Origin of the sequence: Algoriphagus aquimarinus (genome assembly GCF_007997215.1) — a bacterium.
In the GTDB taxonomy this organism is placed as follows: Bacteria; Bacteroidota; Bacteroidia; order Cytophagales; family Cyclobacteriaceae; genus Algoriphagus; species Algoriphagus aquimarinus_A.
The window spans coordinates 203,517-225,421 of sequence record NZ_VORW01000003.1 but is presented as its reverse complement, the minus strand read 5'-3'; the positions used below and the strand labels follow the sequence as shown (position 1 = coordinate 225,421).

Sequence of the window (21,905 nt, the reverse complement as noted above, 5' to 3'; positions counted from 1 at the left end):
TAGCCGTTTCAGATGAAAAACCATTTTTTTTGGATTTGTCTTTTACTCCTCATCGGGGTAAGCTCATGCAAAAGCCTTCAGGAAAAAGGTAATGACCAATTTCTTTCTGGTCAGTACCAATATGCCATCAATTCTTTTTCTCAGATCTTGGCAGATGATCCTGAAAACAAGGAAGCTAATCAAGTAATCGCGGAGAGTTATAGACTGTCAAATAGGATCGAAGATGCGGCTCCTTATTACCAGAAATTGGTAGAGGAAGATCCCACTTTTGATAGCTATTATCGACTAGGTTTGAGTTTGAAAGCTCAAGATAAAGACGAGGAGGCAAAGGAAGCTTTTGAAAAAGCTAAAGGCTACACACAGGACGAAACTTACTTGGCAGAGACTCAGCGTCAGCTTGAATCTATCAAACTGTCACAGGGTATTAAAGATTATTGGCCTTATCATGAGTTGGTTAATTACAAAGACCTCAACACGGCTGGGCCTGACTATGCGCCTGTAGTCTCTGAAAATTTCATTTATTTCACTTCGGGTCGTCAAGCAAGCGGGCTTTATCCTGCTGATGGGTCGCCCTATACTAAAATATTCCGAGCAAGAGCAGAAGGACTTCGTGTAGATGTCACTGGAGCGCAACCACTTCCTGAGTTTAAAAATGAGGAAGGATTGAACCAAGCAGCCATTGCTGTTAGTCCTGATGGAAATACGATTATTTACGCGAGAGGAAACTCTACCTCTGATAAAGATCTTCCAGAAACTGCGCTTTTTGTTTCTTACTTCAGAGGTGGAGGCTTTACGCAGCCGATATGGATGCCGATAAATGAGGATGAAACTTGGTGGAATTCTACTCCTGCTTTCTCTGCGGATGGTTCTGAATTGTATTTTGCTTCAAACAGGCCAGGTGGTTTTGGAGGGATAGACCTTTATAAAGCCACCAAGTTAGCAAATGGAGATTTTGGGAATCCCGTTAATGTTGGGCCAAATATCAATACTCCAGGCAATGAGCTTTTCCCAAGGCCGATGGCTGATGGTAAGTTTTTCTTCTCTTCAGATGGACATCCTGGTTATGGTAAACTTGATCTTTTCGTAGCTGAAAAAGATGCTTCCGGTGCTCAGGTGATCAAAAACCTAGGAGAAAACTTCAACAGTACAAATGATGACTTTGCTCTTTTCTTCACCGAATATCCAAAAGCTGGTTTCATCTCATCCAATCGTGATGGTGGTATAGGTGATGATGATATCTATTTCTTTGAGGATAAAACACCGAAGCCAAAAATCATTAATGTCTTGCTAAATGTATTTACCAAACAGCGAGTGGCAGGAGCGGATGACGCTGTGCTAGAGCAAGCTCGAGTGGTATTGTATGATGAAAATAGCAAACAAGCAGGAGGGGATTTCTCGAACACCACTGGTCGTGTGAGATTTACATTGACACCAGATGCTGATTTTACCATTATAGCTTCAAAGAGTGGCTACTTCTCTAAGTCAATTCCATATACCACGAAAGGTAAGACTCCTGATATCTCCACACTCATCCAAGATGTGACCAATATTACGTTGGATACTACGATCGTGTTAGATCAGCTTGTACTTGATCGCTCTATCGTACTGGAGAATATCTATTACGATTTGGATAAAGCGGAAATTAGAGCGGATGCAGCAGTAGAACTAAACAAGCTGGTTCAGATTCTAAAGGATAACCCGGCGATAAGAATTGAATTGAGCTCACATACCGATTCGCGTTCTGGAGATGCTTATAATCAAAACCTATCGCAGAGAAGAGCTCAATCAGCGGTTGATTACATTGTTTCCCAAGGTGTAGCTGCAGATAGACTTGTAGCCAAAGGATATGGTGAAAGTCAGTTGATTATTAAAAATGCAACTACTGAGGAAGAGCATCAAACTAACAGAAGAACCGAGTTTAAGGTAATTGAGATAAAGGAGTAAGCTGACGTAATTGTCATCTAGCTAATTCCTTTATGATTATCTGAGCATATAGATCTAAAGTAAAAGAACCTATACTTTGTCAATAGATAGAGTATAGGTTCTTTTTGGTTTTATTACTTCTTAAGTTTCCCTACAATATCCCTCACAATCATCGCAGCATGTACTACGCTGTTTTCGATGAAGAATTCTCTAGTATTTAATCCTCCACAAACTACCCCTGCTAGATAAACTCCCTGCACGTTAGTCTCGTGAGTTTGCTCGTCGTATTGTGGCTGGCATTTCTCGTCTTCACTCAGTTTTACTCCCAATTGATTTAATAATCCAAAATTCGGCTTGTAGCCTGTCATGGCAAGCACAAAGTCATTTTCTATGGTCACTTCTCCCTTGGGAGTTGAAATCACGACTTCATGCTCATGGATCTCCTTGAGTCTAGATTGGGTGAAGGCTTTGATAGAACCTTCTTTGATTCGGTTTACGATGTCGGGGCGTACCCAGTATTTCACCGCCTGATCCACTTCCTCTTCCAGTAAAACCATGCTGACTTCTGCTCCTTTTCTCCAGCATTCAAGTGCTGCATCCACGGCGGAATTTGCTCCGCCCACTACGACGATTTTTTGGTTGATAAATGGCCAAGGCTCTTTGTAGTAGTGCTGCACTTTTGGTAAGTCTTCGCCTGGAATGTTCATCAGATTTGGCAAATCGTAAAAGCCAGTGGCCAGAACTACATTCTTTGCTTGGTATTCTCCCTTGGAGGTTTTGACGTGGAACAACTCCTCTTTCTTTTCTAGCGTCTGCACTGCTTCATACAGTTTAACATTCAGATCGAAATGAGAAAAGATCCTTCTGTAATATTCCAGTGCTTCGGTGCGGTTAGGCTTATTTCCTATTGACATAAAAGGTATATCTGCCATCTCCAGCCTATCTGATGTGGAGAAAAAAGTCATATTGATCGGGTAATTAAAGATAGAATTCGTGAGTGCTCCTTTTTCGACAATCACATAATCCAATCCTGCTTTTCCTGCTTCTACACCGCAAGCCAGACCAATTGGTCCACCACCGATGATCAGCATATCGTATATTTTGTTTGACATTTGGTCTTAGGTTTGATCGAGTTGAAATTGAAAATCCAAGTCTTGATAGGTCTCAGCGTTCCATTGAAAACTTCGTTGTTTGAGCTCTACAAGCCCGGATTTATGTTGAACCACAGCAGCGGCCGAAACCGTTCCATAATTACCTGACATTCGAATTAATTGAGCTGAAAGGCAAGTTTCCATTTCTAGGGGAATTCCGGTTTTGGGAAGTTTTTCTGGAGGATAAGTCTCTTTGGATTTCAGGATATTAAGTAAGTCATTGGTGGAAAACTCAGTCTTAATTAATTGTTCAAGCTGCCGTTTTGCCAATTCTACTTTTGGCCATGGATCATTGAGAAGGCCATTGCTCAAACCATAGATCCCCGGTTGTACTTCCTGTATATCAGGAGAGTAATTGCTTAGATAAAACAACTTTTCCCCATCGCTGACCAGTAGATTAAATCCATCGTATTGATCTTGGTTTTTTTGTATTTCTTTCAGGTATTCTTCCGCTGAACTATCATTTTCAAGCCAGTCCTGAACAAGTTTTCCACGACTTATTTTTGCATTTCTAGGATTGGAAAAATCCCGATAATTAGTCAAAAGTGACCAGCGTCCGTTAGGATGAAATCCCATCCAAGTACCGCCACTTCTAAGGTCTTTTCCAGCGTAAATTCCGCTGTCCCAGACATGCATTGCTTGGGTAGGGCGTTCAAAAAACTCATCACGATTAGTACTGATGATCAAAGGGTATTCTGGATGAGTTCTCCAAGAAAAAGCTACTAGACACATAGGCTAAAAATAAAGAAAAGGCCGGGAATTCCGGCCTTTAGGGTGATTATCCAACTTTTATTTCTTCAAGTGTGGGGTAATCTGTGTAGCCTTTTTCTCCAGGCGTATAAAACGTATCCTTGTCTGGACTTGCCAGCTCGGCATTCTGCTCAAAACGCTCTACCAAATCTGGATTTGATATATATAGAGAGCCGTATGCAACCGCATCTGCATCACCTTCCTCAATTACTTTGTTCCCTTTTTCTTGGTCAAAACCTGCGTTGATTACTAAAGTGCCTTTGTATAATGGTCGGAAGTGTTTCGCAATATGACTCACTAAATAAGGGATTTCTGACACATCCGTAAATGGCTCAGAAAGGTGGAGATAAGCTAAATGGTACTCATTCAATTTTTTGACGATATACTCAAAAGTAGGAATGGTCTCTTCATCTGCTGTCATTCCAAAAACACCATTAAGCGACGGGTTTAGTCTCAAACCAATTTTTTGCTCTGGCATTACTTCTTTCAGTGCGTCGATGATTTCAAAGAGAATTTTTGCTCTATTTTCTATTGAGCCACCATATTCGTCAGTTCTCACGTTGCTTGTTGCGCTGAAGAACTGGTGTAGCAAGTAGCCATTGGAACTGTGGATCTCAATCCCGTCAAAACCTGCTTCCATCGCATTTTCACCAGCATTTCTAAAATCCTGGATGGTTTGCTTGATGTCTTCCAAAGTCATTGCTTTTGGAGTGACAGTATCTTTGAAGCCTTCTGGCGTATAGGACTTTTCGTTTGGATTGATAGCAGATGGTGCCAAAGGCAGATTTCCATTATGGAAATCAGGGTGAGAAATTCTGCCTACATGCCATAGTTGTATAAAGATGTGTCCATCATTATCATGTACCGCTTTAGTCACTCCCTTCCAGCCTTCTACTTGTTCTTTGGAGTAAATACCTGGAGTGTTGATATATCCTACAGCATCTTTGGAGACTTGAGATCCTTCGGTAATGATGAGACCGGAGGATGCACGCTGGGTATAATATTCCTCGTGAATTTCAAAGGGCTTATTTTCTGAGTTGGCAGCCCTGCTTCTTGTCATTGGCGCCATCCAAACTCTATTTTTTAACTCTAACCCACCAGCTAGTGTAATGGGTTTAAGTAATGCTTGATCAGTATTCATGGTAAAGTTGGTTTTGTTATCAAAAATTCAATGTGTATACAACTAATGTCAGGGAAGGAAAGTTCAGCTTCAAACGCTTAAACTTTATGGCCTTCTCAACTTAGGTTGAGTTAGGTCCTTACTACTATTCAAAACCTTTCCAAAGATCACTAGCGCAAAAAATTAGATTCTTAAAATTGATGTCTACACGCTCTAAGTATTGCAGTGCAAGTGTTTTTGAAATATTTTATAGGTATGTAATTATCTGTTCAATAGTATTTTAACACTTTTTAATACGATTATTTTCGTAGATGTTTTGAACTTACGATTCTCTTCGTATATCTTTGGTACGAAAGTTATCGTATAAGCTCCTATGAGTAAGCCAACCGAGTCAGAATTAGAAATACTTTCCCTATTGTGGGAAATGAAACAGTCCAATGTTCGTCAGATTCATGAGCGTTTAGCTCTGACAAAGGACACGGGATATACCACTACTTTGAAGACCATGCAAAACATGCATGCCAAAGGAATGGTGAATCGAAATGAAGAGCAAAGAACCCATGTTTACAGTCCTGTGACCAATCAAAAAGAGACCCAAAAGTCTCTACTGAAAAATCTGGTTACTACGGCTTTTGGGGGTTCTGCGCAGAAATTGGTGCTCCAGGCTCTGGGGGAAGAGAATCCCTCTAAGGAGGAATTAGACGAAATACGCGCATTTTTAGACCAACTAGAAAACAAGAAATAATGAATCTTTTAAACGACTGGGTTCCCGAAAGTTTGCTTTATGCCATGGGCTGGACGCTCGTGCATTCACTTTGGCAATTAGTATTGATAGGAGCGGCCTTGTGGTTGGTTCTGAAAGTTTTTCACAAAAACAGTCCAAATTTCAAGTATAATCTGGCGTTGGGAAGTTTGGGAGTGAGTTTGCTTTTTGCGGTAGCCACCTTTATCTATGAATTCTCCAGCTTTAGTCCGACCCCGTTTTTGGATCGAATAGCATTTGAGGGAATGGTACTAAGTGAAGTACAAGCTTCAGCGAGCATAGGAATCGAGAGTTTGATCAACCATTTGATCAACCAATTGATTAACTGGATTGAGGTACAACTGCCGCTCTTAGTTAATTTCTGGTTTGTGGGAGCACTTCTATTTCTTTTCCGCTTAGTTAATAGCCTTTCAGAAATCAGAACACTTCGAAAATCATCCTCAGACCCTCAAGATTTTCAGTTAGAAAAAATGCTTTACCACTTAATGGGTAGGATGAATGTCTCCAAAAAAGTGGAAATTCGACTTACCTCTCATGGCGTATCTCCAGTCACTTTTGGCTATCTCAAGCCTATTATCCTAATTCCATCAGCCCTGATTTTACAACTAGCTCCTGTGCAACTTGAAGCGATTATCGCTCATGAACTGGCGCATGTGAAGCGTAACGATTACCTCTCGAATCTACTGCAATCTGCCCTAGAAGTACTTTTCTTCTATCATCCTTGCTATTGGTGGATGAACCAGACTGTCAAAGAATTGAGAGAAAATGCTGCCGATGATGTGGCGGTGAAAGCGGGTGTAGCTCCTAAGGAATTAGCTTATAGCTTGGCTGAGGTCTTGAACTTTTCGAAGCAAAATCCTCCTGACTTAGCGCTGGCAGCGGCGAAAAAGAGAAATCCTACGCTGCAGAGAATTAAAAGAATACTGGGTCATCCAGCTCAGACTTATCCACAAAACCCTATTATTTCTATCCCTATGCTACTAACACTCTTATTAAGCGCAGGCCTTATGGCAACTGCCCAGCAGGACGTTTCAGTGTCCGTCGAAAATGTGAAGCCAGTGGTTTCGGTGAATGTGAATACCAATGTAAATCCGGTAGTCGAAGTTCAGGAAAACGCTAACGTTAATTTAGATGTCAATACGAATGTCAATGTTTCTGTTGACACGATTATTTCCAAGTCAGATACCGTAATCGTGAAGAATAGCAATAAAAGGACTTACGTATACAGTCAAAATGGGAAGACCATGATTTTGGAAGATATGCCAGCACTAGAACTTACTCCCATGCCACCATTCCCAGCTGAGGCGATTGCTCCAGTAATGGATTTTGCAATGGCTCCAATGCCTCCAATGGCATTCGATATGGCTCCAATGATGGATTTAGATATGGGGACGATGCCTGCTATGGACTTTAATATGGGTACCATGCCTGTCATGGATTTCAAGATTTCTCCGCCTGTTTTTGATTTCAATTTTAATTCTTTCTCTCCGAAAGACACGATAAATATGACAAAAGCGGAGAAGGAGAAATGGGCGAAGGAAGTCGAAAAACGTGCCGATGAGTACGCTAAAAAAATGGAGGATTGGGAGAGTTCTATGAAGCCACAAATGGAAGCGTACGAAGCAAAAATGGCTGAATGGCAGAAAGCTTACGAGCCGAAAATGGAGGCTTTTGAGAAAAAAATGGCCGAATGGCAGAAAGCTTACGAGCCAAAAATGAAGGAGTTTGAGAAGAAGATGGAAGAATGGCAGAAGGCAAATGAGCCTAAGATGCAAGAGTTTGAAGCCAAGATGAAAGCCTGGCAAGATTCCAATGAGCCGAAAATGAAAGAGTATGAAGCAAAGATCAAAGCTTGGGAAAAAGAGATGAAGCCTAAGATGGAAGAGTACGAACGTAAAATGGAAATTTGGCAAAAAGAGAATGCTGCCAAAATTGAAGGATACCAGAAAAAACTTGAGCAAGAAGTGAAGAAAAAAGACGACAACAAATAGACCCCTTGTTCTAAAGATCTTATCTGAAAAGAAAATTGTGTGTTGATGCTTTGAAAAAGACCTGTCCGTTGGGCAGGTCTTTTTTTGTCATAGTTTATTTGGGGAGCAAGTAGAGTTTGCCGGGTAAGCAAAGGAATTTAGGTGACTGGTATCATTACGGATAATCATATTGACCAATTATAAAATCAAGATCATATCAATGTCCCGTGGGATTTTTCCCCACTTCACAGTTCGTATTTTCATTATTTACGGGAAATCACCCCACTTTTCTTTTGAAGGATAGCACGCTATGAGTATCATATTCCTTTCTGGCTATGAAAAACCTGTAATACGCTCTATTTTGCCCCATTTTGGGGAAAGCCTAACCTCTTTCTAATCAATACTATACCGCCAAAAAAAACCTTGAATTTTTACTGGTAAATATTGGGATGGAATAAAGATTTGTCTACTTTTAAGTCAAAGTGGGAATTTGTGGGGGAAAGTGGTAGAAAGTGAAGGTCATTTTATTACTTTTGTCTTTACTACATACTCATCATTCTAAAGAGTTCAAGAAATTATGTTCAACAGTCAATACGATTGCAAGCTAGATCCCAAAGGGCGTCTGGTATTGCCAGCCAAGATCAAGGCGGCAATTCCGGAGGCTAATGGAGGTACGCTTATGCTTCGGATGGCTGAAGATAGATGTTTGGCTCTTTATCCTATGGTGGAATACAAGAAACTTGAGAATCAAATCAAGTCTCTCTCTATTCATAATCCGGAGCAAAGAATGTTGCAGCGTTCCTTTTTCAATTCTGTCGTCGATGTGGAGTTGGATAGCGCAGGGCGCTTGTTGATCCCAAAAGCTTACCAAGCCTACGCAGGTCTTGAAAAAGATGTAATCGTGATAGGTAATGGAGGAAGAATCGAATTTTGGAATCAAGAAAATTATAGCAAGAATATCATAGTTGATCCTGCGGACTTATCCAGTCTAATGGAAAAGCATCTCTCTTAATCACATGACAGAGTCTATTTACCATATCCCAGTGATGCTAGCCAAATGCACTGAAGGCTTGTCTATTGATCCCAATGGGATTTATGTAGATGTGACTTTTGGTGGAGGAGGGCATTCCAGAGAGATTCTGAAGCATCTAGATAAGGGGCATTTATATGCTTTTGATCAGGATGTAGATGCTGAAGCGAACATTCCTGCCAGTGACAACTTCACTTTCATTGCTGCCAATTTCAGAGATTTGAAGAGATACCTGAGACTACATGGTGTGAAGAAGGTAGACGGCATCTTGGCTGATTTGGGTATTTCTTCCCATCAGATCGATGAGCCAAGCCGAGGCTTTTCTACCAGATTCAGCGGTGATCTGGATATGCGTATGAACCAATCAGATGAGATTTCTGCCAAAGAAATTCTCAATACATACGACGAAGGCAGACTACATAAGATTTTAGGGATGTATGGCGAGGTGAAAAATGCAAAGACATTGGCACAGGCCATCGTGTCTGAAAGAACCTCCCAACAATTTGAGACTACAGAAGGATTTACCTCCTTCTTGAAAAGATATGCCCCTAGGGGCAAAGACTTCAAGTATTACGCTCAGGTCTTCCAGGCATTGAGAATAGAAGTGAACGATGAAATGGGGGCTTTGGAAGAAATGCTACTGGAAGCTGTGGAATTGCTGAAGCCTGAAGGAAGATTGGTGGTAATGAGTTACCACAGTCTAGAAGATCGATTGGTGAAAAATCTGATGATCAAAGGCAAGTTTCAAGGTGATGTAGAGAAAGATTTCTACGGAAATCTCATTCGTCCTCTTGAGCCAATCAGCAAAGGTGCCGTGGTGGCAGATGCGGAGGAAATTGCATCTAACCCTAGAGCAAGAAGTGCAAAATTGAGAATAGCGAAGAAGATAGAGGCATGAGCAATAACACGTTCAGAAAGAAATTGAAGTCAGGCAACACGCCAAAAGGCGGTTCTCGCAAATCCATCTTTAGTTGGATGGAAGAGAAGCTGGATATCACCGGGATTTTGGGTGAAGGAGTGCCTGTCCAGCTGGTTCCTCCAGTTGGGTTTGTGGCTTTACTGGCTTTGGTCTATATCTGGAGCAATCACCGCGCAGAGAATATGGTGCGCAAGATTGAAAAGGCTCAGCAAGAAGTAGAGGATTTACGTGCAGATGTCACTACGCTGGAAGCCGAGTACATGCTTAGCAGCATGCAGTCAGAAGTTGCCAAGCGTGTAGCAGAACAAGGAATATTTGAACTCAATCAACCACCAATAAAAATTGAGGTAGAGAAGTGAATTTTAAGCGATCCATATTGCTCCGAGTACGGGTGGTTTTCATCCTAATAGCGCTTTGTGCAGCGGCGATTCCATACAGGGTTGCTAAGCTTCAGATGGCGGATGGAGACGTATGGCGCGAAAAAGCTGAAACAATCAACTTCCAATACAGAGAGGTGGCAGCTACTCGCGGGAATATTTATGCGAGTGATGGAAGTTTGCTGGCGACAAGTTTGCCTTTTTATAGAGTAGCACTTGATCCGACCATTGCAAAATCTGATACCTTCAAAGCTGGAGTTGATTCGCTGGCAAAAATGCTTTCCTCTTATTATAAGGACAAATCAGCAGCTTCATATAAGCGAATGATCAACGATGCTAGGTTGGATAACAAGAGATATCTGGTATTGAATAGAGAGAAGATCGGGTATCAAGGAATGCAGGAAATGTCTACCTGGCCAATTTTTAGAGATGGAAGAATGGGGGGAGGAGTGATCTTCGAGAAAGTAGAGCAAAGATATCGTCCTTTTAATTCCCTTGCCAGCCGAACAGTTGGCTTTTTGAATGATAATGAGTACGGGGCGGGAATCGAGTACAGCTTCAATAATTACCTGCAAGGTCAAGACGGTAAGGCTCTCTTTCAACGCTTAGCTGGTGGGAGCTGGAAGCCGGTTTTTGATGCAGAAGATGTGAAGCCAGAAAATGGCTATGATGTTACCACTACGCTGGATGTAAATATTCAGGATGTAGCAGAAACTGCTTTACGTCGTCAATTGACCGATCGTGATGCAGAATTTGGTGCTGTGATCGTGATGGAAGTGAAGACGGGACAGATCAAAGCAATCACCAATTTACAGCGGAATAGTAGCGGCAATGGCTATGGCGAGAATTACAATTATGCCATAGGTGATCAGGGAAACACAGAACCTGGCTCTACTTTCAAACTGCTTTCCATGCTTGCACTTTTAGAAGAAAATAAGATCACGCTGGATGAAACAGTGGAAACTGGAAACGGTGCCCACAAATTCTATAATCAAGTGATGCGAGATGCTCATTACGGGGGCTTTGGCACTCTGACCATTCGTGAAGCATTTGAGAAATCTTCCAATGTTGGCATCTCCAAATTGGTCGATGAACATTTCGGTTCCAGTCCATCCAAATTCATGGCTTACATAGACAAAGTTGGATTGAGGGAGCCTTTTGGTTTTCAGTTGATAGGCGAAGGCAAACCATATTTCAAGAAACCGGGTGATAAAAATTGGTATGGTACTACTCTCCCTTGGGTTTCTATAGGATATGAAGTAAAGCTAAACCCCCTTCACACATTGGCTTTATATAATGCTGTGGCAAATGGAGGGGAAATGATGAAGCCTTATGTAGTGAAGTCAATTTCGAAAGGAACTATAATCGAGCAGAGCTACGAGCCAGAAGTCGTTCGCAAGCAAATCGCATCTGAGAAAAACATCAAACTTCTTCAGAGTCTATTAGAAGGTGTGGTGGAGAGAGGCACTGCAAGAAACATCGCCAATGCGGATTATAAAATAGCGGGTAAAACTGGCACTGCTCAGAAACTAGTCGACGGAAAATATACCAGGAATTATTACACAAGTTTTGCGGGCTACTTTCCTGCGGATCATCCGAAGTATTCCATGATCGTAGTGATAGACAGTCCAAAGGGCTTGGCTGCATATGGCGGGGATGTTTCAGCCCCGGTTTTCAAGGAAATCGCAGATAAAATCTACGCTCTTGATATCGAATTGAATCCAGATAATCAGCAGGGAATAATGAGAGCCGAAGCAAATGGCACTCAACTGCCTTATGTGAAAGCAGGTAAAGCAGAGGAGCTACAGAGCATATTCCAAGAATTAGGTTTGAAGGCTTCCGCTGCTAATCCTGAAGAGTGGGTGAAGACGGTTGCTCATGAAGCTAGTGTACAAATGAGCGTCAATGACACGGATCAATCACTTGTTCCAGATGTGTCAGGACTTCCGCTTAGGGACGCACTTTTCATATTGGAAAATAAAGGAATGAAGGTGAACTACACCGGGAAAGGTCGGGTGAAAGGCCAATCAATTTCACCGGGAACACAATTAACACCAAACGCAACTATAAATCTTGTATTAGGATAAATGAAAGTACTGAAAGACATATTATATAAAGTATCACTTACATCTACTACCGGAGACATGGAGTTGGGTGTGAAAGATATTGTCTTTGACAGTCGTCAGGTGACGGAGGGAAGTGCTTTTGTAGCCATTAAAGGGACTCAGGTTGATGGACATGAGTTTATAGAAAAAGCTATTGGTCTAGGAGCTCAGATCATTGTTTGTGAGCAGTTGCCGGAAAAGCTTATCGATGGAATCACCTACGTGGAAGTGGTGAATTCTGCTCGTGCGCTAGGTATCATGGCAAGCAACTACTTTGACAATCCGTCTGAGAGTATCAAGGTCGTAGCGATTACCGGAACCAATGGGAAGACTACCACAGCGACTCTTTTGCATCAGTTATTTATGCGAATGGGCTACAGCACGGGCTTGCTTTCCACGGTAGAGAATAAGATCAACGAAACAGTAATCCACGCGACTCATACTACGCCAGACGCGGTAAGTGTGCAGGCTTTGCTTCGCAAAATGGTTGCGGAAGGATGTACTCACTGCTTTATAGAAGCGAGTTCTCATGCGATTGTGCAAGAGAGAATAGCAGGATTGAAACTAGCGGGAGCTGTTTTTACAAATATCAGTCATGACCATTTGGATTATCATGGCACATTTGACGAGTATATCAAAGCCAAGAAAAAGTTATTTGATGAGCTTCCAAAAGACGCTTTTGCTCTTGTAAACGGTGACGACAAACGAGGAGCTGTAATGCTTCAAAATTGTAAAGCTTCTCATCAGTTTTTTGCGCTGAAATCTCCGGCTGAATTCAAAGCTAAAATCATATCCAACACGCTTGAAGGGTTAGAACTAGAAATCAACGGTAAGTTGATTTGGTTCAGAATGATCGGCGCGTTCAATGCATACAATCTTCTGGGAGTATTGGGAGTCACCGTGCTATTGGGCGAAGAGGAAGATGAAGTTCTTCGTGAGCTATCTGGAATCCGTGGCGCCAAAGGCCGTTTTGACAGAATTTCCATTGCAGGCATTACTGCCATTGTGGATTATGCGCATACGCCTGATGCTTTGGATAACGTCCTGAAGACAATTAACGGAGTAAGAACTGGCGGTGAGCAACTGATCACAGTCGTAGGCTGCGGTGGAAATCGTGACAAGACTAAGCGTCCTATAATGGCAAAAATAGCTGTTCAGGAAAGTGATAAAGCAATTCTTACTTCTGACAATCCTCGCTTTGAGGAGCCAGAAGAAATATTGAAGGATATGCAGGTAGGTGTAGGCCCGTCTGAAATCAGAAAAACATTAACTATTGTGGATCGCAGAGAAGCTATCAAGACTGCCTGTATGCTTTCCCAAAAAGGAGATATCATCCTCATCGCAGGTAAAGGCCATGAGGATTATCAGGAAGTCAAAGGGGTGAAGCATCACTTTGATGATACTGAAGTAGTAACTGAGTTTTTACAACAATTGACACAAAGCTGAGATGTTATATCCACTTTTTGATTATTTGGACAAAGTGCTTGATATTCCCGGAACAGGGGTGTTTAGATACATCTCGTTTCGTGCGGGAATGGCATCGCTTTTTTCACTGATCATTACCATCTCTTTCGGTCACAAAATCATCGCTTGGATCAGAAATAAGCAGATCGGAGAAACTGTAAGGGATCTGGGTCTGGAAGGACAGCAGGAGAAGAAAGGCACGCCTACTATGGGTGGCTTGATGATCATGGCTGCGATTTTGATCCCGACTTTGCTTTTCGCAGATCTAAATAATATCTACATCATTCTTTTGCTTATCACCACCGTTTGGTTGGGAACGATAGGCTTTATAGATGATTACATCAAAGTTTTTAAGAAAAACAAGGAAGGTCTAGCTGGTAGATTTAAAATCATCGGTCAGATCGGTATAGGTATTATCGTGGGTTCTACGCTTTATTTCAATGAAAGCGTAGTGATACGCGAATTCACCAACCCTGTTTCCATAGAAGAGGGTGTGGTAGAAACACCAGCTTATCGAGATGTGAAAGTGGCTAAAACCACTATTCCATTCACCAAAAATAATGAGTTGAATTACGAGACGATGCTGGGTTTCTTGGGCGAGGCAATGACTCCGATTCTTTACATTTTCGTGGTGACATTCATCATTACGGCCGTTTCAAACGGTGCAAATATCACGGATGGAATAGATGGTCTTGCGGCTGGTACTTCAGCCATCATCGGTATTACCATTGCCATTTTCGCCTACATCAGTGGTAACGCCATTTTCTCGCAATACCTCAATATCATGTATATCCCCAACTCAGGCGAGCTGGTGATTTTTGCTTCTGCCTTTGTAGGAGCATGCGTGGGTTTTCTTTGGTACAATGCTTACCCGGCTCAGGTTTTCATGGGCGACACGGGCAGCTTGATGCTGGGGGGAGTGATAGCTGTTTTGGCTTTGACGCTTCGCAAAGAATTGCTGATTCCAGTGATGTGTGGTGTGTTTGTTATAGAAAATGTCAGTGTCATGCTCCAGGTGGGCTATTTCAAATACACTAGAAAAAAATACGGTGAAGGCAGGAGAATATTCTTGATGTCTCCACTACATCACCACTACCAAAAGAAAAGTATACCGGAAGCCAAGATCGTAACACGATTCTGGATTGTAGGGATTTTGTTGGCAGTGATCACTTTGGCAACACTAAAACTTAGATAATAGAAATGAAAAAAATAGTCGTTCTGGGCGCAGGAGAAAGCGGATTGGGAGCAGCAATGCTTGCCAGACAGAAGGGCTATGCCGTTTTTGTTTCTGATGCAGGGCAGATTTCTGAAGCTAGAAAAGCGGAAATGCAGAGTTTAGAAATTCCATTTGAAGAAGGCACACATTCGGAAGAGCAAATCCTAAATGCTGACCTGATAATCAAAAGCCCTGGGATTCCTGCCAAAGTGGCAATTGTACAAAAAGCTATAAAAGCTAGAATTCCAGTCATAGATGAACTAGAATTCGCATTTGGTTATAGCAAAGGAAAAGTAATTGCGATCACAGGCACCAACGGAAAAACCACAACAACACTTCTTACTTATCACTTGATGAAAGAAGCAGGACTGGATGTGGGATTGGCTGGAAATGTAGGTAAAAGCTGGGCTGGCCAATTACTCGATGGAGATCATGAGTGGTGGGTGATCGAATGCAGTAGTTTCCAAATCGATGGATTTGTAAGCTTCAGGCCTTCTATCGCTATTCTTACGAATATCACTCCAGATCATCTTGATCGATACGATTATCAGATTGATAAATACATCGATTCTAAGTTTTCTGTTTTCAAAAATATGACCGCCACTGATCAGGCAATTCTGTCTGCTCAGGATTTCTTGACTTTGGAAGGTTTAAAATACCGAGATATTCTACCTGCTTTAAGCTGGATTTCTTTAGAGAATGAGCAAAAAAGTGGAGGCTTTCTCAATGGGAATTCTCTGGAGATCACTATAGCTGAGCAGTCAGTAACAATCCCTCTTAACATCCTTCCTATAAAAGGGAAGCATAATATTTTGAATGCACTTTGTGCCGGTATAGTAGCATTGATTACCGGAGTGAATGAAGAAGCATTAATCGCTGGATTCCAAACTTTCAAGAATGCCCCTCACCGTATGGAGCAGGTCAGAGAAGTGGATGGTGTGACGTTTGTCAACGACAGCAAAGGCACTAACGTGGAGGCCACAGCTTATGCTTTGGCTAGCTTTGAAAATCCTTTGATCTGGATTGCAGGTGGAGTCGATAAGGGAAATAATTACTCAGTCCTTTTGCCGGTGGCAAGTCAGAAAGTAAAATCATTGATTTGCCTTGGCAAAGACAATGAGAAATTGAAAATGGCTTTCGGGCCGGTGGTGAGTGACATACGAGAAACTCAAGATATTTCAGAAGCGGTGAAGTGGGGACAAATGCTTGGAGAAGCTGGAGATATTGTCTTGCTATCACCTGCATGTGCAAGCTTTGACTTGTTTAAAAATTATGAAGATCGGGGAACGCAATTTCGCGAAGCTGTTGAAAACCTTAAATCTAAAACCATCGCATGACACAGTTTAAAGCATGGATAGATAGAAATTTCAAAGGCGACCCAATTATTTGGGGTATTGTCATTCTATTGTCTCTTTTCAGTATTCTGGTAGTGTATTCTGCTACGGGTTCTTTGGCCTATAAGTATGCTGGAGGCAATACCGAAATCTACCTGATCAGACATTCAATGTTGATTTTCGTGTCGCTGGTGGTGATGTGGTTTGCGCATAAAATCCCTTACAGAAAGTATGCGGTTTACGCTCGACTGGGAGTGATTATTTCCATACCACTCTTGCTGGTTACTTACTTGTTTGGCTCTAATATCAATGAAGCCAATCGCTGGATCACTATTCCTGTAATCAACCAGGCTTTTCAGCCTTCAGATTTGGCAAAACTAGCCTTGATCGCATCCATAGCAGGAATGCTGGCTAAGCGCCAAAATAATATTAAAGACTTCAAGAGCACCTTCGTGCCTATCATTATCGCTATTGGCTTGATCTCCGGCTTGATTGCAATGGCTAACTTCTCTACAGCCATTCTCCTATTGGTGACATGTCTTCTGATCATGTTTATCGGTAGAGTTCCTGTCAAGTATCTGGCGATGGTAATGTTGGTAGGAGCATTAGGCTTGACTGCTGCTGGATTTATAGGTCAAAGAGGAGCGACGCTAGTATCTCGAGTGGAAGACTTCATGAACAAGGATGAGATTCCATTTCAAGCTGAGCAATCCTACATCGCTATTGCCACAGGCGGTATCGGTGGAAAAGGTCCAGGAAACTCTGAGCAAAGGAACTCACTTCCACATCCGTATTCGGATTTTATCTACGCGATTATCATTGAGGAATATGGGCTGATCGGAGGATTCTCTGTGCTGTTTCTTTACCTCGCGCTTCTTTATAGAGGGATGCGAATCGTAGCGAATTCAAACAAAGCATTTGGAGGATTGCTATCTGCGGGATTGAGTTTCGCATTGGTGATCCAGGCATTGGTAAATATGGCGGTAGCAGTTGGTTTAGGCCCGATTACAGGGTTACCACTTCCTCTGCTAAGTATGGGAGGAACATCATTGGTTTTCACGGGAATTTCCTTGGGGATTATCCTTTCGGTAAGCCGTGGCGATCATCAGGACGAATCGCAGACTAGCTCTGCTTTTGGAAATAAAACAAGACTTAAAACAGCATAATTATTAACACACAACGCACATATCGCATTTTGATCAGTGGTGGAGGTACCGGTGGACATATCTATCCGGCTATCGCTATTGCGAATGCATGGAAGGAAAAACATCCTTCCAGCGAGATCTTATTTGTGGGTGCTTTGGGCAAAATGGAAATGCAGAAAGTCCCTGAAGCTGGATACAAAATCAAGGGACTTCCAGTAGCTGGCTTGCAAAGAAGTTTGTCTCTTGAAAACCTCAAGTTTCCTTTCAAGCTGTTGAAAAGTCTAACTCAGGCTTCGCAAATCATCAAGGATTTTAATCCAGATGCAGTGGTAGGAGTCGGTGGCTATGCGAGCGGTCCAGTACTTTATGCTGCGCAAAGAAAAGGAATTCCTACGCTGGTACAGGAGCAAAACTCCTATGCTGGCTTGACTAATAAAATTCTGGCTAAAAGAGCCAAAAAAATCTGTGTTGCTTATCCTGAGATGGATCGCTTTTTCCCTGCAGATAGAATAGCCTATACAGGAAACCCTGTTAGAAAGGACATTCTTGATTTATCGGGAAAAAGAGAAAAGGCACTGGCGCATTTCGGATTGGATCCAGCTAAGAAAACACTCTTGGTTTTAGGAGGATCTCTTGGAGCCAGAACACTCAATCAAGCGGTGCTTGCAGATATGCAAAAACTGGATGAAGAAGGTTACCAAGTGCTTTGGCAGTGTGGTAAGTTTTATTTCCAAGAGATGAAATCAAAGCTGGCAGAATCAGGCTTGACAACAATTCATCTGAATGAATTTATCCGCGAAATGGATATGGCCTATGCTGCAGCAGATCTGATCGTGTCTAGAGCTGGCGCTTTATCGGTTTCGGAACTTTCCCTAGTGGGCAAGCCGGTGATTTTCATACCGTCTCCAAATGTGGCTGAAGATCATCAGACCAAAAATGCCATGGCTTATGTAAGTCATGACGCAGCTTTACTTCTGAAAGATTCAGAAGCAGTAGGCGCTTTGGAACAAAAAGTAAAAGAGCTAATGGAGGACACTAAGCTGTCTGAAACATTAGGGAAAAATATAAAGAATCTGGCCAAGCCGAATGCGGCAAACGCCATAGTGGAAGAAATAGAACAATTGTTTGTATGAGTTTCGAAGGAATAAATAGCGTCCATTTGCTCGGTATCGGCGGCATAGGCATGAGTGCCTTAGCTCGATGGTTCCGCCATGAAGGATATGCTGTGTCTGGCTATGACCGCACACCTTCTTCACTTACAGACGAATTGATCGCTGAAGGAATGCAGATTTCTTTCGAAGATAAATTGGAGACTATACCAAATGTGATCAAGGAAAGCCCGGAAAAGGCGCTGATCATCTGGACTCCAGCTATGCCAAAAGGCAGTGTTCAGCTGAATTTCTTTCAGGAAAATGGCTATCAATTCAAGAAGAGATCTGAAGTACTAGGTATGGTGACGAGTTCCTATTACACCATTGCGGTGGCGGGAACACATGGAAAGACGACTACTTCTTCCATGATCGCGCACATGCTCAAGTCTGCAGGCAAACCTGTGGTAGCATTTCTTGGTGGGATCACTCAGAACTATCAGAGTAACCTGATTCTTGGAGACAAGAAGTCAAAAGAGAAGACGCTAGTCGTGGTAGAGGCGGATGAATTTGATCGCTCTTTCCTAAGGCTTCATCCTAACGAAGTGGTATTGACAAGTGCTGATCCAGATCACTTAGATATCTATGGTGATGAGCAGCACATTCTAGATGGATTCCTGGAGTTTGTCAATCTGGTAGATAAAAAAGGAAGATTATATATACAGCAGAAAGCTGCGCAAAGACTTGGAGAAGGTAAGCTTCCGAAGGTCGCTACTCGAGAATACGGCTTGAGATCATCTGGGATTGGAGCTGAGAATATTCAGGCTAGACCTGGTTCATTCGTCTTTGACTATTTGGATGGCAAAAATGAGATCAAGGGACTGGAGCTATTTATTCCAGGTTTTCATAATGTGGAAAATGCATTGGCAGCAATTGCTATTGCCTTGGATCACCAGATTTCAGTAGAGCAGATCAGAAATGGAATTAGCTCTTTCAAAGGAGTTAAGAGAAGATTTGAGATTCATGTGAATGAAGGTAATCGTGTCTTCATTGATGATTATGCGCATCACCCTGAGGAGATCAGAGCTTGCTTAAGTTCCGTGCGAGCTATGTTCCCTACGAAGAAGTTGACTGTCATTTTCCAGCCGCATTTGTTCACGCGAACAAGAGATTTTGCAGAAGGTTTTTCTGAAAGTCTTTCCCTGGCAGACTCAGTGATTTTGCTGGATATCTATCCTGCGAGAGAACTTCCGATTGAAGGAGTGACTGCTGCGATGCTATTGGAAGGCATCAATACTGGGCATAAGGAATTGGTAGCCAAGGAGGATTTGATGAGTCATTTGGATCAGGTTTCTACGGAGGTTTTGGTCACGCTTGGAGCAGGAGATATAGATCGTTTGGTGCCAGGAATTGCTTCTTGGATGAAAGAGGGACTTAACCGATTTGAATCATGATAAAGGCAAACGTAAAAAAGATACTCGCTTTTGTAGTGCTCACTTTGGTGCTGGTAGGATTTATTGGCTTTGTAGAAAAGCAGACGCTGTATAAAACTTTCCAAGGGACTGAAATAAATATTGAAGGAGTTAGCGGAGTCTATTTCGTGGAAGACGCTGAAATCGCCAGAATCCTAAGCCAAGCATTTCCTGATCTAAAACCAGGATTAATGCTGGAAGAGGTACCGATGAAAGCCATTGAAACTAGGCTGCTTGGGCATCCTTTTGTGAAGTCAGTGCAAGCAATGATTGGTCAAAAAGGCATCTTGAATTTGAAGATCAGTCAGCATCAGCCGGTTGCGAGAATCGCTCAGCCGATGGGAGCTGATGGATATATCACTACGGAAGGGAAAGTTATTCCGACCTCTACTTCATACACCAGCCGTGTGTTGATTCTGGAAGGGGACTATGCAGAGATGCTGATGGATAAAGGTGATATCACAGCAGATATGCCTGAGCTGATGGACCTAATCACTTTTATCACTGAAGATGAATTTTGGAGCGCGCAGATCACCGAATTGGAAGTGAATTCCAAAGATAATATTCGTCTTTTCCAACAAGTTGGAAGGCAAATTATCGAGTTCGGAGATGCGCATGATATAGCAAATAAATTTGACCGTATAGCGGTCTTTTATAAGGAAATATTGCCCCGAAAGGGTTGGAACGCTTATGATAGGGTAAGTGTAAAGTTTAAGGATCAAATCGTCTGTGAATAATAGCTTGGATATGGAAAATAAGGAATTAATAGTAGGACTGGATATTGGTACAACCAAGATCTGTGTCATCGTGGGCCGCAAAAATGAGTATGGAAAACTCGAGGTGCTGGGCATGGGCAAAGCCGTTTCTGACGGGGTTGATCGTGGCGTAGTGACCAATATTGACAAGACTGTTCATGCAATCGAAAAGGCTGTGGAAGAAGCGTCAGAAATGGCGAATGTGGATATCGTGGATGTCATTGTAGGAATTGCAGGCCAGCACATCCAAAGCAAAATTCAAAGTGGCAGCATTATGCGTCAGCCGACGGATGATGAGATTACCATAGAAGATGTGAGGAGACTTTCCAGCGAAATGGAAAATATCCTGATCCCTCCGGGAAATACAATTATTCACGTAATGCCACAGGATTACACCGTGGATTACGAAGGTGGTATCAAAGATCCTGTAGGGATGTCTGGTACACGTCTAGAGGCTGATTTCCATATCATCACAGCTCAGACCACCGCTATCAATAACATTAACAGATGTGTTCGCCGTGCTGAATTAGTTTCCAAGCAATTAATTCTGGAACCACTTGCGAGTTCACTTTCTGTATTAAGCGACGATGAGAAAGAAGCAGGCGTTTGCCTGGTAGATATAGGGGGCGGAACCACAGACATCGCCATCTTCTATGAAAACATTATTCGTCATACTGCTGTGATTCCTTTGGGTGGAAATATCATCACCAAGGATATCAAAGAAGGATGCATGGTGATGCAAAATCAGGCTGAACTTCTGAAGACAAAATTTGGAAAAGCAATCACAGAAGAAGCAAATCCAAACGAGATCGTATCTATCCCGGGCTTGAGAAATAGAGCACCAAAAGAGATTTCTATTCGGAATCTGGCATCTATCATTCAGGCAAGAATGGAAGAGATTATTGAGATCGTGCAAAATGAAATCATGCAAAGTGGGCATTACAAAAAACTGGCTGGAGGAATAGTTCTTACCGGTGGTGGTGCGCAGCTGCAATTTGTCAGTCAGTTATTTGAATACATGACTGGTCTGGATACAAGAATAGGCTATCCAAATGAACACTTGGGTAAGTCGGTGATCGAAGAAGTAAAGAGCCCAATGTATGCAACCTCGGTAGGTTTGGTACTTGCGGGATTCAAAGCACTTGATGACAGAGATCAAGGATATACTAATCGTACCGCTAACGGGAAACCGGTAAAAAGGGCTAAAAGTATAGACATCAATCCAAAAGATATATTCGATAAAATCGCCGGAAGACTGAAAGGTATTCTAAGTGATGATATCGGTGACGACTCAAATTACTAGGGCTTATGATTGGGGGAGAT

General features: G+C 42.3%; 18 protein-coding genes. 15 read left to right on the top strand and 3 right to left on the bottom strand.

The window, feature by feature from the left end; all coding sequences use genetic code 11:
- Window positions 1-12: 12 nt before the first annotated feature.
- Window positions 13-1,944, top strand: coding sequence for an OmpA family protein (locus ESV85_RS08240; RefSeq protein WP_146916496.1), 1,932 nt, complete (start codon window positions 13-15; stop codon window positions 1,942-1,944).
- Window positions 1,945-2,057: 113 nt separating this feature from the next.
- Here the strand turns inward: ESV85_RS08240 and ESV85_RS08235 are convergent, their stop codons facing one another.
- Genes ESV85_RS08235 through ESV85_RS08225 form a run of 3 tightly spaced genes read right to left on the bottom strand, consistent with a single transcriptional unit; the run spans window position 2,058 to window position 4,965 of the window.
- On the bottom strand, window positions 2,058-3,035 hold the full coding sequence (locus ESV85_RS08235) for a YpdA family putative bacillithiol disulfide reductase (protein WP_146916494.1): 978 nt from the start codon (window positions 3,033-3,035) through the stop codon (window positions 2,058-2,060).
- 6 nt (window positions 3,036-3,041) lie between these two features.
- Window positions 3,042-3,806, bottom strand: coding sequence for an NRDE family protein (locus tag ESV85_RS08230; protein ID WP_146916493.1), 765 nt, complete (start codon window positions 3,804-3,806; stop codon window positions 3,042-3,044).
- A 46-nt stretch (window positions 3,807-3,852) separates the two neighbouring features.
- Complete coding sequence (locus ESV85_RS08225) at window positions 3,853-4,965, bottom strand: alkene reductase (protein ID WP_146916491.1); 1,113 nt, start codon at window positions 4,963-4,965, stop codon at window positions 3,853-3,855.
- Between the two features lie 352 nt (window positions 4,966-5,317).
- Between ESV85_RS08225 and ESV85_RS08220 the strand changes: the two genes are divergently transcribed.
- The 14 genes from ESV85_RS08220 to ftsA all read left to right on the top strand — a co-directional run bounded on the left by ESV85_RS08220 (window position 5,318) and on the right by ftsA (window position 21,885).
- A complete protein-coding gene (locus ESV85_RS08220; protein WP_146916489.1) occupies window positions 5,318-5,689 on the top strand; it encodes a BlaI/MecI/CopY family transcriptional regulator in 372 nt (123 codons plus the stop codon).
- Window positions 5,689-7,698 (top strand): M56 family metallopeptidase, encoded by a 2,010-nt coding sequence (locus tag ESV85_RS08215; RefSeq protein WP_146916487.1) that lies wholly within the window; start codon window positions 5,689-5,691, stop codon window positions 7,696-7,698. Before ESV85_RS08220 ends, ESV85_RS08215 begins: the two co-directional genes overlap by 1 nt.
- A gap of 556 nt (window positions 7,699-8,254) precedes the next feature.
- Window positions 8,255-8,689, top strand: a complete 435-nt coding sequence (mraZ, locus tag ESV85_RS08210; protein WP_146916485.1) for a division/cell wall cluster transcriptional repressor MraZ — start codon at window positions 8,255-8,257, stop codon at window positions 8,687-8,689.
- Between the two features lie 4 nt (window positions 8,690-8,693).
- A complete protein-coding gene (rsmH, locus tag ESV85_RS08205; protein ID WP_146916484.1) occupies window positions 8,694-9,605 on the top strand; it encodes a 16S rRNA (cytosine(1402)-N(4))-methyltransferase RsmH in 912 nt (303 codons plus the stop codon).
- Window positions 9,602-9,985: an FtsL-like putative cell division protein gene (locus tag ESV85_RS08200; protein ID WP_146916482.1), complete on the top strand. Its 384-nt coding sequence runs from the start codon at window positions 9,602-9,604 to the stop codon at window positions 9,983-9,985. Before rsmH ends, ESV85_RS08200 begins: the two co-directional genes overlap by 4 nt.
- Window positions 9,982-12,090 (top strand): penicillin-binding protein, encoded by a 2,109-nt coding sequence (locus tag ESV85_RS08195; protein ID WP_146916480.1) that lies wholly within the window; start codon window positions 9,982-9,984, stop codon window positions 12,088-12,090. Before ESV85_RS08200 ends, ESV85_RS08195 begins: the two co-directional genes overlap by 4 nt.
- Complete coding sequence (locus ESV85_RS08190) at window positions 12,091-13,554, top strand: UDP-N-acetylmuramoyl-L-alanyl-D-glutamate--2,6-diaminopimelate ligase (RefSeq protein ID WP_146916478.1); 1,464 nt, start codon at window positions 12,091-12,093, stop codon at window positions 13,552-13,554.
- Between the two features lies 1 nt (window position 13,555).
- Window positions 13,556-14,767, top strand: coding sequence for a phospho-N-acetylmuramoyl-pentapeptide-transferase (mraY, locus tag ESV85_RS08185; RefSeq protein ID WP_146916477.1), 1,212 nt, complete (start codon window positions 13,556-13,558; stop codon window positions 14,765-14,767).
- A gap of 5 nt (window positions 14,768-14,772) precedes the next feature.
- A complete protein-coding gene (gene murD, locus ESV85_RS08180; protein ID WP_146916475.1) occupies window positions 14,773-16,125 on the top strand; it encodes a UDP-N-acetylmuramoyl-L-alanine--D-glutamate ligase in 1,353 nt (450 codons plus the stop codon).
- Window positions 16,122-17,288 (top strand): FtsW/RodA/SpoVE family cell cycle protein, encoded by a 1,167-nt coding sequence (locus ESV85_RS08175; RefSeq protein WP_146916473.1) that lies wholly within the window; start codon window positions 16,122-16,124, stop codon window positions 17,286-17,288. The genes murD and ESV85_RS08175 overlap by 4 nt, the downstream gene beginning before the upstream one ends.
- Window positions 17,289-17,317: 29 nt before the next feature.
- Window positions 17,318-18,400 (top strand): undecaprenyldiphospho-muramoylpentapeptide beta-N-acetylglucosaminyltransferase, encoded by a 1,083-nt coding sequence (murG, locus tag ESV85_RS08170; protein ID WP_146916471.1) that lies wholly within the window; start codon window positions 17,318-17,320, stop codon window positions 18,398-18,400.
- Complete coding sequence (gene murC, locus ESV85_RS08165) at window positions 18,397-19,809, top strand: UDP-N-acetylmuramate--L-alanine ligase (protein WP_146916469.1); 1,413 nt, start codon at window positions 18,397-18,399, stop codon at window positions 19,807-19,809. Before murG ends, murC begins: the two co-directional genes overlap by 4 nt.
- A complete protein-coding gene (locus ESV85_RS08160) occupies window positions 19,806-20,564 on the top strand; it encodes a cell division protein FtsQ/DivIB (protein ID WP_146916467.1) in 759 nt (252 codons plus the stop codon). Before murC ends, ESV85_RS08160 begins: the two co-directional genes overlap by 4 nt.
- A gap of 10 nt (window positions 20,565-20,574) precedes the next feature.
- On the top strand, window positions 20,575-21,885 hold the full coding sequence (gene ftsA / locus ESV85_RS08155; RefSeq protein ID WP_146916465.1) for a cell division protein FtsA: 1,311 nt from the start codon (window positions 20,575-20,577) through the stop codon (window positions 21,883-21,885).
- Window positions 21,886-21,905 lie beyond the last annotated feature (20 nt).